Raw genomic sequence first — 12,093 nt, 5'->3', positions numbered from 1 at the left:
CAAATAGAATTTTTACTAAAAAATTCATCGTTATAATCCTTATATTTCGGTTGAACTACTCCTTTTGAAGCGAATTTCAATGCAAGATAAACATACAAAGACAAGGTTTTTGGCAAAAAAAAACCCTTTTGAACTTATGTCCTAAAAGGGTTTCTATTACTAAAAATAAATTTGTTCTATTTTACAAACTCAACTGCTTTTTCTAAAGCTTGCTGAATTCCTGCGACATTCTTCCCTCCTGCTGTCGCAAAAAATGGTTGTCCCCCACCGCCACCTTGGATAAATTTACCCAATTCACGAACCACTTGTCCTGCATTTAGGTTTTTCTCTGCAACTAATTCTTTAGAAACGTAACAGGTTATCATTGGTTTTTCTTCGTCGGCTGTAGCCAAAACTAAAAATAAGTTATTCCCTAAATTCCCTAATTCGTAAGCCAAATCTTTTGCTCCTTCCGGATTCAAATCGACTTGTTTGGCTAAGAATTGCACGCCGTTTATTTCCTGAATTTCAGCAACTAAACTCGCTTTCAAGTTTTTTACTTTATCTTTTACCAAAGCTTCAATTTGTTTCGCTAATTTGGCGTTTTCTTCTTGCATCGAATGAACGGCTTTCAAAATATCCTGAGGATTTTTCAAGGCTGATTTAACTTCATTCAATGTATTTTCATACGAAGCAAAATGTGCCTTTACCGCATCACTTGTAATCGCTTCGATACGACGAATTCCCGCAGCAACCGCTCCTTCAGAAACGATTTTGAAATGCCAGATTTCAGCTGTATTTTTCACGTGAATTCCACCGCATAATTCCATGCTTTCGCCAAATTTTATTGCACGAACCTCATCGCCATATTTCTCTCCAAAAAGTGCCATTGCACCTTCTTCGACTGCTTGCGCAAAAGGAATGTTTCGTCTTTCAATAAGAGGTAATTGCTCTTGTATTCTTGCATTTACAAAATCTTCCACTTGTTGCAATTCGGTTTCCGTCATTTTAGCAAAATGAGAAAAGTCAAAACGCAAATAGTTTGGATTTACTAACGAACCTTTTTGTTCCACATGTGTTCCTAAAATACTTCTCAAGGCTTGGTGCATCAAGTGCGTAGCCGAGTGATTTCTGGAAGATAAACTTCTCAAATCCTGATTTACTTTAGCCACAAAACCAGCGTTTACATTTTCTGGTAATTGTTTTGTAAAATGTAAAATCAGATTATTTTCTTTTTTAGTGTCGATGATTTCGATAGTTTCATTTGCAGAAACCAACATTCCTTTATCTCCAACTTGTCCTCCGCCTTCCGGATAGAATGGCGTATTGTCTAAAACGATTTGGTACAAAACTCCGTCTTTTTTACTGTCGACTTTACGGATTCGGGTGATTTTCACGTTACTTTCTGATTGATCGTAACCTACAAATGTTTCCACATTTCCAGGAATCAATACAGACCAGTCTTCGGTAGAAACTTCTGATGCTGCGCGGGAACGATTTTTTTGTTCTTGCATCGCTGCGTTAAAACCAGCTTCGTCTAGTTCGAATCCTTTTTCTCTCAGAATTAATGCTGTTAAGTCAATTGGAAATCCGAAAGTATCGTATAATTCAAATGCTTTTGTTCCAGAAACAGTTGAACCTTTAGTTTCGGCAACTACATTTTCTAATAATTGTAATCCTTGGTCTAGTGTTCTCAAGAAAGAAGCTTCTTCTTCACGAATCACATTGGTAACCAATTGTTGTTGCGATTTGATTTCTGGGAAAAATTCCCCCATTTGATTCGCTAAAACAGCAACCAATTGATTGATGAAAGGTTCTTTGGTATTCAAGAACGTAAATCCGTAACGAATTGCACGACGTAAAATTCTACGAATTACATAACCAGCACCCGTGTTTGATGGCAATTGTCCGTCGGCAATAGCAAAAGCTACAGCACGAACGTGATCGACGATTACGCGAATAGCAATATTGGTTTTGTTTTGTTCTTCGCTAATATTTAAAACTTCGTTTGAAGTGTATTTTAATCCTGTAATTTGCTCTACTTTTTCAATAAGTGGCGTAAAAACATCGGTATCATAATTAGAAGTTTTTCCTTGTAATGCCATACACAAACGCTCAAATCCCATTCCGGTATCAACGTGTTTTGCAGGCAGTTTTTCCAGAGAACCATCGGCTTTACGGTTGAATTCCATAAATACATTGTTCCAAATTTCTACAACTTGCGGATGGTCATTGTTCACCAAGCTCTTTCCTGAAACTAACGCTTTTTCTTCTGCAGAACGAATGTCAACATGAATTTCTGAACATGGTCCGCAAGGTCCTTGGTCGCCCATTTCCCAGAAGTTGTCTTTCTTGTTTCCAAGAATGATTCGGTCTTCGTCAATCAATTCCTTCCAAATATCCCAAGCTTCCTGATCGAAAGGTACGTTTTCATCCCGATTTCCTTCGAAAACGGAAACGTATAAATTTTCTTTTGGAATTTTATACACTTCTGTCAAAAGTTCCCAAGCCCAGTTGATTGCTTCTTTCTTGAAATAATCTCCAAAAGACCAGTTCCCCAACATCTCAAACATGGTGTGATGATAAGTATCAAAACCTACATCCTCTAAATCATTATGTTTTCCTGAAACACGAAGACATTTTTGCGTATCGGCAATTCTGGTGCTTTTTGGAGTTCCGTTCCCCAAAAAATATTCTTTGAACTGTGCCATTCCTGAGTTATTGAACATCAATGTTGGATCGTCCTTAAGAACTATAGGTGCTGATGGAACAATTAAGTGTCCTTTTGATGCGAAAAAATCCAGAAATTGTTTACGTACGTCTTGTGATTTCATTATTAATTTTAGTTTAAAGTTTAAGGTTTAAAGTTAATTATCCCTGAAACTACATCTTTTACTATTCATTTTTTGCCCCAGATAAAAGTGAAAAGCTTCGAGATTTATACATCTATTTTTTCTTGAGGTGGCAGAGCGACCGGAGGAAGCTCCTGCTGGCTCATTAGAAAAAAAGAGGTATAAACGAGAACTTGCAACGAATAGCTGGAACAGGCACATTATTTTATTTATTACTGAAAAAAGGGTGTAACAAATGAAACATTTCTTAAATTTGTTCGTCTAACCTTTTACAGTGTGCAAAAATAGGGTATTTTAAAATATGTCGAAAGTAAAATATTATTACGATTCCGAAAATCTAGCCTATAGAAAAATAAAAACACGAAAAAGAAGAAAATTTGGTGTTATTATCTTGTTTTTATTGGCATCGGCGTTGTTTGGTTTTTTGAGTTTTATCGTTTTATTGAATACTCCTTATTTTGAAACACCAAAAGATCGTTTGCAAGCGCGTGAAATTGAAAATTTGAGATTAAATTATGCGCTGTTAAATAAAAAAATGGATCAGGTAAATGGCGTTGTTGAGGCTATTCAGGATAGAGATAATAATTTATATCGGGTGTATTTTAATAAATCAGCGATTCCGGATTCAATTCGGAAAGCGGGATTACCAGGAAAAAACAGGTATCAATTATTACAAGGTTATGACAATTCCCAGTTGGTTGTCAACACCACAAAAAGGATTGATGTCCTTAGTAAGGAATTAGCGGTTCAGTCCAAATCATTGGATGTGATTTTGAAATTGGCAGAAGCCAAAAGTGATTTTTTGTCAGCTATTCCTGCCATTCAGCCAGTACGAAATGAAAATTTAAAACTAATGGCATCTGGTTTTGGATACCGAACAGATCCTTTTACGAAAGCAAGGAAAATGCATGAAGGCATGGATTTTACAGCAAAAACAGGGACACCCATTTATGCCACGGGTGACGGAGTGGTAGCAAAAGCAGACAATACTGCTTCAGGATATGGAAATCATATTGTTATTCGGCATGGATTTGGATACGAAACTTTATACGCACATTTGAGTAAATATAAAGCCCGAGCTGGACAACGCGTAAAACGAGGTGACGTTATAGGTTATGTAGGAAGCACAGGAAGATCCGAAGCTCCACATTTACATTATGAAGTGCTAAAAGATAAAAAAGTGGTGAATCCGCTTAATTTTTATTACGGAAATATTTCGGCAGTGGAATATGTTGTCATTGCACAACTGGCGAACCAGGAGAATCAGTCATTAGATTAAAAAATAGTATTCAGGGTTGGGTTCAGATAAAGAATAAAAAAATAGTATTCAGTGAAAATTCAACTGGAAAAAAAATAAAAAACAGATATGCATATTGAATTATCTAAAGACAAAAGATATTACAGCATTGGCGAAGTGGCCAAAGCATTTGACGTGAATGCATCGCTGATTCGTTTTTGGGACAATGAATTTGATATTCTGAAACCAAAAAAGAATGCTAAAGGCAATCGAATGTTTACTCCAGAGGACATCACTAATTTGCAATTGATCTATCATTTAGTGAAAGAAAGAGGTTTTACGCTTGAGGGTGCCAAAACGCATTTGAAAGAAGGACAGAAAAAGACTTTGGATAAGTTTGATATCATTCGAAAATTAGAAACGATACGCACACAATTAACAAATATTAAAAACGAATTGTAGTCAGCACGACTACTTCCCAATTAAAAATTTTAAACAATTAAATAATAAACATTAAATTAAGTAAACATGAGAAGATTTTTGCCTTGGATTATCGGAGCGGTTGTAATTTTTGTAATTTACAGCTGGGTTAAAGGAATTAATAATACTGCAGTAACGTTAAACCAAAATGTAGAACAATCTTGGGGTGATGTGCAAACCGCGTATCAAAGAAGAAATGACCTTATTGGGAATTTAGTAAACACCGTGAAAGGTGCCGCTGATTTTGAAAAAAGCACGTTGACAGCAGTTATCGAAGCGCGTTCTAAAGCTACTTCTGTAAAAATTGATCCAGCAAATATTACTCCGGAACAATTAGCGGAATTCAACAAAGCGCAAAGTGGCGTGAGCAGTTCATTGTCTCGATTATTAGTAACTGTTGAAGCATATCCTGAATTGAAAGCCAACCAAAATTTCTTGAAATTACAAGATGAATTGGCAAGTACAGAAAATCAAATTCTAACGGCGAGAACGCGTTTCAACGAAGCGGTAAAACCATATAACTCTCACATCAAAACGTTTCCAAACAGCTTATTTGCTGGATTATTCGGATTCAAAGAGAAAGCATACTTTAATGCAGTTGAAGGTGCAGATAAACCAGTTGAAGTAAAATTCTAAAGTTGGATTTTGAGACTTTTTAGATTTTTAGATTTTTAGATTTTTAGAAGTCAAAACAAATCAAATTTAAATTAAAGAAACAACCTTTAAAAATTAACGTTTTTTGATTACGGATTTAATAATTCTGAAATCAAAAATCGTTAATCTTAACTCAAAAATATTTCAATGTCAAAAGTAGAAGATTTTTTAAGCAAAGAAGATGAACAAGAAATTGTTGAAGCTATTCGTATGGCTGAAAAAAATACTTCTGGCGAGATTAGAGTTCATATAGAAAAAACAACTTCCATGGATGCGTATGATCGCGCCATGGAAGTTTTTCATGAACTAAAAATGGATGAAACAGAGCTTCAAAATGGAGTTTTAATTTACTTAGCTGTAGAAGACAGACATTTTGTAATTTGTGGTGACAAAGGTATTAATGACGTCGTACAAGATGACTTTTGGAATTGTACCCGAGACATTATGGTTACTGAGTTCAAAAAAGGAGATTTCAAGCAAGGTCTTATAGATGGAATTACAAGAGCTGGAGAACAATTGCAGAAATATTTTCCTTGGCAAGAAGGCGATACAAATGAATTATCAAACGAAATATCTAGAGGATAATGCTATTACAAAAAAAGAGTACCCTAATTTTCCTAAAGTTGTTTGTTTGTTTGTTATTCACACAAATTGGCTTGGCGCAATTTACTATTCCTGAAAAACCAACTTTACAGACTTCTGTTTATGATTATGCGAATGTTTTAAGCGCAACAGAAAAAGCACAATTAGAAGAAAAACTGATTAAATATTCTGATTCTACAACCACTCAAATTGTGATTGTTACCATAGAAACCCTTAAAGGGGAAGATATTGGTATTCTTACTCCAAAATGGGGACAAACTTGGGGAATTGGAGGAACTGCTAAAGAAGATAATGGAGTTCTTATTTTATTGGCTAAAGCCGAAAGAAAAATATGGATTTCACCAGGATATGGTCTTGAAGATCGATTGACTGCCGGTATAGGTGGAGAAATTACCCGAAACATTATTATTCCTGAATTTAAAGCAGGAAGTTATTATAAAGGACTTGACAAAGGAACGGATGCTTTATTTGATGTTTTCAAAGGAAAATACAAAGGTGAACGAGTTAAAGCAACTAAAGATAAAGGATTCCCTATTTTACCTATCATTATTATTGTCATCATTATACTGGTGCTTATATCTCGAAACAAAGGCGGCGGAAACTCTGGCAACAGAGGAGGCGGTATTGGACCAAGTTTATTGGATGTCATTATTCTAAGCAGCCTAGGTAGAAACAGTGGCGGCGGTGGTTTCGGCGGAGGTTCATCTGGTGGTGGATTTGGCGGTGGAGGTTTCGGCGGTGGATTTGGCGGTGGAGGTTTCTCTGGCGGTGGATCTGGCGGAGATTGGTAATATTCAGTTTCCATCTTTCTAAAAAAGGACCGAGATTCAAAAAAGCAAAAACTCTTTTTAATATTTGTCATGCCTAATCTATTCAAAAAACATAAATCAATTACAGTAAATGCTTTCACATAAAGCCAAATACGCACTAAAAGCACTCCTATATTTAGCGCAACAAGAAGAAACCCATATTTCTCGAACTATCGAAATTGCGGAGGCGGCCTCTATTCCAAAAAAGTTTTTGGAACAGATTTTATTGGATCTAAAACGTGGCCATTTCGTAGGAAGCAAACAAGGAAAATTTGGCGGTTATTATCTTTTGAAATCTAAAAACGACATTACTTTAGCCGATATTCACCGACTTTTTGATGGTGCAATTGCGTTACTTCCTTGTGCATCATTGAATTTTTACGAACGCTGTTCTGACTGCGTCGATGAATCGGAATGCCTACTACGACACGGATTGATTACTATTAGAGAGGAAACTTTAAAGGCCATGCAAGGTATTACTATTGCTTCATTAGTAAAAAAATAAAAAAATATTTTTTAAACCCTACTAATTTTATAGAATTAATTATATATTTGCTACAAATTTAATATATCATTAACAATCCAAATTTAAACGTATGAAAACTTACCGAACTAAGCTTGATTTTTTGAATAAGCAAACCCGAAAAAATCCATTAATTATAATTAAAAAAAAGAGTTCTCAAATGATGTGTATGTGTTAGTAAAAAAAATTTAAATTAAATTCTACTAATTACATATACTTAATATAAATGAAAAATTCTATAAAAAATATACTTACAATAGTATCCGCTTTAACTTTCTCAATATCATTTGCACAAAACATTGACGGTGTAGTCACAACAAACCAAAACATTCCTTTAGAAGCTGCAAATGTTGTACTAAAAGGAACAACCTCTAACACGATTTCAGATTCTAGCGGGAAATTTACAATAGACACAAAAGGAAAACTCCCTTTAACTCTTTTAGTTCAATATGTAGGATATAAAACTGCCGAAATAGAAATCGCTTCTTTACCAATACCCTCATTACAAATAAATCTTACTGAAGAAAATACTTTGATCGAAGTCGTAGTTTCTTCAAGACGCCGAATAGAAAAAGTACAAGATGTGCCAATAGCAATATCAGTAATAACAGGAAAACAGGCGGAACAAACTGGAGCTTTCAACGTTAATCGCATAAAAGAACTTGTTCCTTCAGTTCAATTATATTCGTCAAACCCCAGAAATACGGGAATTAATATTCGAAGCTTAGGTTCCCCTTTTGGACTTACAAATGATGGAATCTATCCTGGTGTTGGTTTCTATGTTGATGGCGTTTACTATGCACGTCCAGCCGCAACCACTTTAGATTTTATAGATATAGAGCAAATTGAGGTATTGCGTGGCCCACAAGGATCATTATTTGGTAAAAACACAACTTCGGGAGCCTTTAACATTACTACTCGTAAACCAAGTTTTACTTCAGGTGCTAACTTTGAAGTGAGTTACGGAAATTACAATTTTTTGCAAGCTAAAGCTTCGATTACTGGAGCTTTGAGTTCAAAAATCGCTGGTCGTATCTCGTTTTCAGGTACACAACGTGATGGTTTAATCGATAATATCGCAACAGGAAAACCTACCAATACCCTCAATAATCAAGGAATCAGGGGACAATTGCTTTATACCCCTTCTGAAAGAACTAATATTATACTAGCTGCAGATATTACGACGCAACGTCCAGATGGATATGCTCAAGTAGTTGCAGGTGTAGCACCTACACAAAGAGCGCCTTACCGACAATTTGATGCTATTATTGCTGATTTGAATTATCAATTACCGAGTTTAAATGCTTTTGACCGTAAAATTGACCACGATACGCCATGGCGTTCCGGACAAGACATGGGAGGTATATCTCTTAATATAGATACAAAAATTGGAAACGGAACACTTACTTCAACAACAGCGTGGCGTTTTTGGAATTGGGATCCATCAAATGATAGAGATTTTACAGGATTACAAGTATTAGCAAAATCGCAAAACCCAACCAGACAAACACAAATAACACAAGAATTACGTTATGCAGGTCAGCTTACCTCTAAATTAAGTGGTGTTGTAGGTGTGTTTTTTATTGACCAAACATCACAAACAGATGGAACTGAAGAATCTGGTACTGCACAATGGAGATTTGCACAAAGCACAACCAGTAATTTATGGAAAACACCAGGTCTATTTGAAGGATACGGTATCAAAACCGATGCCCGTATTAGAGCTTCCAGTGTGGCAGTATTTGGTCAGTTGGACTGGGCTTTATCAGAACGTTTACACGTATTACCGGGTTTACGTTATAATTTTGACAAAAAAGATGCTGATTACAACCGTACAACATACGGAGGACTTCAAACGAATGACCCAGCCTTAATTGCCTTGAAAAAACTAGTTTATACGGATCAGTCTTTTTCATCAAACACAGATGATACTGACTTTTCTGGTAACATAACTCTTTCTTTTAAAGCTTCTGACAAGATTAATACATATGCGACTTTTGCAAAAAGCTACAAACCCGTTGGAGTAAACGTAGCTGGATTACCTACTCTTGCCGGGCAGCCCATTCTTGAACTTGCCGTAATTAAACCGGAAGAAGTCAATCATTATGAAATTGGAGTTAAAACAGCACCGTTTAAAAACTCAATATTCAATATAACCTTCTTTAATACCGACATCAAAGATTTTCAAACCAATGTACAGGCAGCTGAATTAGGTGTAAACCGCGGCTATCTTGCCAATGCAGATAAAGTACAGGTAAAAGGTATAGAATGGGATGCCAGTTTTTTAATTACCAAACATTTAACCATCAATGGAGCAACTACCTATACAGATGCTAAATATGTTAAATTTACAAATGCTCCCCTTCCGCTAGAAGAAACAGGAGCGGCAGTATCATTCAAAGATGTTTCCGGAACTGCATTACCGGGCGCTTCAAAATGGGCTGGATCTTTAGGAGGTGAACTTTCAGATAATGCCAAATTTTTTGGAAATAAAGGAAAAATATTCCTTGGAGTTGATTCTTATGCACGTTCTGAATTCTCTTCAAGTCCATCCGCTTCAAAATATTTAGTAGTTCAGGGTTATGCCCTGTTTAATGCTCGTTTAGGTTTCCGTGCAACAGATGGTTTGTCTGTACAATTCTGGGGACGTAATCTGCTAAATAAAGATTATTACGAACAACTATTGCCTGCTGGTGGAAATTCAGGCCAATATGCAGGTGTATTAGGCGATCAAAGAACGTATGGAATTACATTGAAATATTCATTATAAAAAGCTTTCAAAAAATTAAAATTTGAAACAGCACCCTTAAAAATTAGGTTTTAAGGGTGCTGTTTTCTTTTTTCTAAAACACTATTAAACTGACAAAGTAAAATACTTTTTAAAAACACAAAACAATACCTATAGGATTTATAGACTTTATGTAAATTTGCCAAAATTGAAGTAAAGCTCCGTGAAAAAATTTAGAGTCATTTTATTCTTACTGCTGTCTGTTCTTTGTCAAGCGCAAACAGCGGAAAAAAATATAGATAATCAAAGTATTCTTTGGAATCGTTATTACAATCAATTGCTGCTATCAGAGAAATGGTCTTTGCATTCTGAATTTGACAACCGAGTTTTTCTAAAACCAGTGCAAGAAAACTTATATGTCATCCGAATTCAAGGTCGCTATAAAATCAATGATCATTTAGAGACTGGTGCTGGCTTTGCTTATTTTTCTGTTGATACACAAGTCCCTGAAATTAATCATGATTACAAAACCCCTGAATACAGAGGACAGCAGGATCTTACTTGGAAATTAAATGCTAATAAAGTAACGCTGATACAACGTTTTCAAGTAGAAGAGCGATTTATTCACAATGCTGATAATGTAAAGTTGCTTCCTGGCACTACATTTTTTTGGAGATTCAGATACAGACTCCAAGGTGACTATGCCTTTTGGAAAAAAGAAAAACAGTTATTAAAAGCCGTACTGTCTGATGAAATAATGATCAATTTTGGAAAAAAAATAATTAAAAATACGTTTGATCAAAACAGAATTTATGCTGCCGTACACTATGGACTCAATAGCCAATTAGCATTTGAACTCGGGTACCTAAACAGTTTCCAAAGAAGAAGCAATGGAATCGATTATTTCAACAGAGACATTATCCGCTTCAGCATTTTTCATAAAATTAAAATCTCAAAAAAAGTATAAACAGCATTTATAATCACAACCGATAAATATTTTAAATATTGATTATCAATACATTAACTAAATTTTTACAATTAGTGGCGTAACTTTATTTAAAAGATATAGCCATGAAAAATTTTGCAATTAAACTCGTTTGGTTCACTACCATTTATGTTTTTGTTTTTGCCGGTTTATGTCAAACTAATGTTGCTTTGCCGGTAATAATGACGCTATATTGTGTTGGTATACCGTTGATCCTTTTTATGGTTTACACCGTGCTAACTGATGATTATAAAACTACAAAAACTTTTAAAGATTGGTACGGCGACCATCCAATGGAAACTTTGGAAAAAGAAGAAGAAAACTAATCGCGCAAATCCGTTTTTAACAAAGAAATCCCGACTGCTCGGGATTTCTTCGAATTTTACAATACTATAAATATCAATTTGAACTATTGAAATTCAGATTATCTAACTTTACTTTGCAGAACAAAACGATGCAACAGTTTAGGAAAAAAACGTTTCAAATAAACGCCTAAAACTTCTTTTCCTCCAATGTAAGCTTCAAAGGTATTTGATTCAACAGCTTTGATTAATTTTTTTACAAAAATAGCCACTGGCATACCATTTAAAGTGGCTTCATCGTCAGTATTTTGTTTTGATCCATCAGCGGTAAGTGCATTAATAGCTACATTTGTTTGGATAAAACCGGGACAAATTAAAGTGACATTGATATTATCTTTTTGATGTTCCATTCTCAAAACATCAAAAAAACCATGTAAAGCATGTTTTGCACCACAATAGCCGGAACGATACGGCGACCCAAACTTCCCCATTAGACTAGTTACAGTAACAAAATGCCCTTTCTTATTTTTGATAAAATGAGGCAATAAAACTTTTGTCAACGCAACTGTACCTAGATAATCAACCTCGATGAGTTTTTTATCTACTTCAAAATCGGTGTCTGCTATCAGTGAGCGTTGGCTTACTCCACCGTTATTCACTAGAATATCTATTTTCCCAAAGGCAGCAATGGCATTTTCTACATGATTTTTAGCATTGTCAAAATCCGACAGATCAAAAGGCAAAATCACAACTTCCGCTGTTGAACATTTTAATTTCACAGCTTCTAAAGCTTTTATGTTCCGTGCCGAAAGAATGAGTTTACAATTCCTCCTAGCCAATTCATAAGCCAAAGCTTCACCTATACCACTTGAAGCTCCTGTAATCCACACAATTTTGCCATTTATTGCATTCATTTTTTTCCTAAAAATAAAAAAAGTTTA

Annotated in this window: 11 protein-coding genes; 9 read left to right on the top strand and 2 right to left on the bottom strand. The window is 35.2% G+C overall.

Features of this window, described 5'->3' with window-relative positions:
• Positions 1–176 precede the first annotated feature (176 nt).
• Positions 177–2,813 (bottom strand): alanine--tRNA ligase, encoded by a 2,637-nt coding sequence (gene alaS, locus DR980_RS08345; protein WP_113634946.1) that lies wholly within the window; start codon positions 2,811–2,813, stop codon positions 177–179.
• Positions 2,814–3,132: 319 nt separating this feature from the next.
• Here alaS and DR980_RS08340 point away from each other — a divergent pair, with 319 nt between their 5' ends.
• The 9 genes from DR980_RS08340 (at position 3,133) to DR980_RS08300 (ending at position 11,176) form a co-directional block, all read left to right on the top strand.
• A complete protein-coding gene (locus DR980_RS08340; protein WP_113634943.1) occupies positions 3,133–4,110 on the top strand; it encodes a peptidoglycan DD-metalloendopeptidase family protein in 978 nt (325 codons plus the stop codon).
• Between the two features lie 87 nt (positions 4,111–4,197).
• Complete coding sequence (locus DR980_RS08335) at positions 4,198–4,530, top strand: MerR family transcriptional regulator (protein ID WP_099714491.1); 333 nt, start codon at positions 4,198–4,200, stop codon at positions 4,528–4,530.
• Between the two features lie 66 nt (positions 4,531–4,596).
• Positions 4,597–5,184, top strand: coding sequence for a LemA family protein (locus DR980_RS08330; protein ID WP_073352690.1), 588 nt, complete (start codon positions 4,597–4,599; stop codon positions 5,182–5,184).
• 165 nt (positions 5,185–5,349) lie between these two features.
• Complete coding sequence (locus DR980_RS08325) at positions 5,350–5,787, top strand: TPM domain-containing protein (RefSeq protein WP_113634941.1); 438 nt, start codon at positions 5,350–5,352, stop codon at positions 5,785–5,787.
• Entirely contained in the window at positions 5,787–6,596 is an 810-nt protein-coding gene (locus DR980_RS08320) for a TPM domain-containing protein (protein WP_113634939.1), read from the top strand. The genes DR980_RS08325 and DR980_RS08320 overlap by 1 nt, the downstream gene beginning before the upstream one ends.
• A gap of 109 nt (positions 6,597–6,705) precedes the next feature.
• Positions 6,706–7,119: an RrF2 family transcriptional regulator gene (locus DR980_RS08315; RefSeq protein WP_113634936.1), complete on the top strand. Its 414-nt coding sequence runs from the start codon at positions 6,706–6,708 to the stop codon at positions 7,117–7,119.
• 244 nt (positions 7,120–7,363) lie between these two features.
• Entirely contained in the window at positions 7,364–9,907 is a 2,544-nt protein-coding gene (locus tag DR980_RS08310; RefSeq protein ID WP_113634934.1) for a TonB-dependent receptor, read from the top strand.
• 181 nt (positions 9,908–10,088) lie between these two features.
• Positions 10,089–10,832 carry a DUF2490 domain-containing protein gene (locus DR980_RS08305; RefSeq protein WP_113634931.1) on the top strand — a complete coding sequence of 248 codons (744 nt, stop codon included), beginning with the start codon at positions 10,089–10,091 and terminating at the stop codon, positions 10,830–10,832.
• Positions 10,833–10,936: 104 nt separating this feature from the next.
• Positions 10,937–11,176: a hypothetical protein gene (locus tag DR980_RS08300; protein ID WP_113634928.1), complete on the top strand. Its 240-nt coding sequence runs from the start codon at positions 10,937–10,939 to the stop codon at positions 11,174–11,176.
• A 98-nt stretch (positions 11,177–11,274) separates the two neighbouring features.
• Here the strand turns inward: DR980_RS08300 and DR980_RS08295 are convergent, their stop codons facing one another.
• Positions 11,275–12,066: an SDR family oxidoreductase gene (locus tag DR980_RS08295; RefSeq protein WP_113634925.1), complete on the bottom strand. Its 792-nt coding sequence runs from the start codon at positions 12,064–12,066 to the stop codon at positions 11,275–11,277.
• Between the last annotated feature and the right edge of the window lie 27 nt (positions 12,067–12,093).

This window comes from Flavobacterium psychrolimnae, assembly GCF_003312425.1.
GTDB classification, from domain to species: Bacteria; Bacteroidota; Bacteroidia; order Flavobacteriales; family Flavobacteriaceae; genus Flavobacterium; species Flavobacterium psychrolimnae.
This window is presented reverse-complemented; position numbering and strand designations above follow the sequence as displayed.

Coding starts and splice junctions, on each gene's coding strand:
- DR980_RS08295 (WP_113634925.1), bottom strand. CDS start 12,066: ATGAATGCAATAAATGGCAAAATTGTGTGGATTACAGGAGCTTCAAGT.
- DR980_RS08330 (WP_073352690.1), top strand. CDS start 4,597: ATGAGAAGATTTTTGCCTTGGATTATCGGAGCGGTTGTAATTTTTGTA.
- DR980_RS08315 (WP_113634936.1), top strand. CDS start 6,706: ATGCTTTCACATAAAGCCAAATACGCACTAAAAGCACTCCTATATTTA.
- DR980_RS08320 (WP_113634939.1), top strand. CDS start 5,787: ATGCTATTACAAAAAAAGAGTACCCTAATTTTCCTAAAGTTGTTTGTT.
- DR980_RS08325 (WP_113634941.1), top strand. CDS start 5,350: ATGTCAAAAGTAGAAGATTTTTTAAGCAAAGAAGATGAACAAGAAATT.
- DR980_RS08310 (WP_113634934.1), top strand. CDS start 7,364: ATGAAAAATTCTATAAAAAATATACTTACAATAGTATCCGCTTTAACT.
- DR980_RS08300 (WP_113634928.1), top strand. CDS start 10,937: ATGAAAAATTTTGCAATTAAACTCGTTTGGTTCACTACCATTTATGTT.
- DR980_RS08340 (WP_113634943.1), top strand. CDS start 3,133: ATGTCGAAAGTAAAATATTATTACGATTCCGAAAATCTAGCCTATAGA.
- DR980_RS08335 (WP_099714491.1), top strand. CDS start 4,198: ATGCATATTGAATTATCTAAAGACAAAAGATATTACAGCATTGGCGAA.
- alaS (WP_113634946.1), bottom strand. CDS start 2,813: ATGAAATCACAAGACGTACGTAAACAATTTCTGGATTTTTTCGCATCA.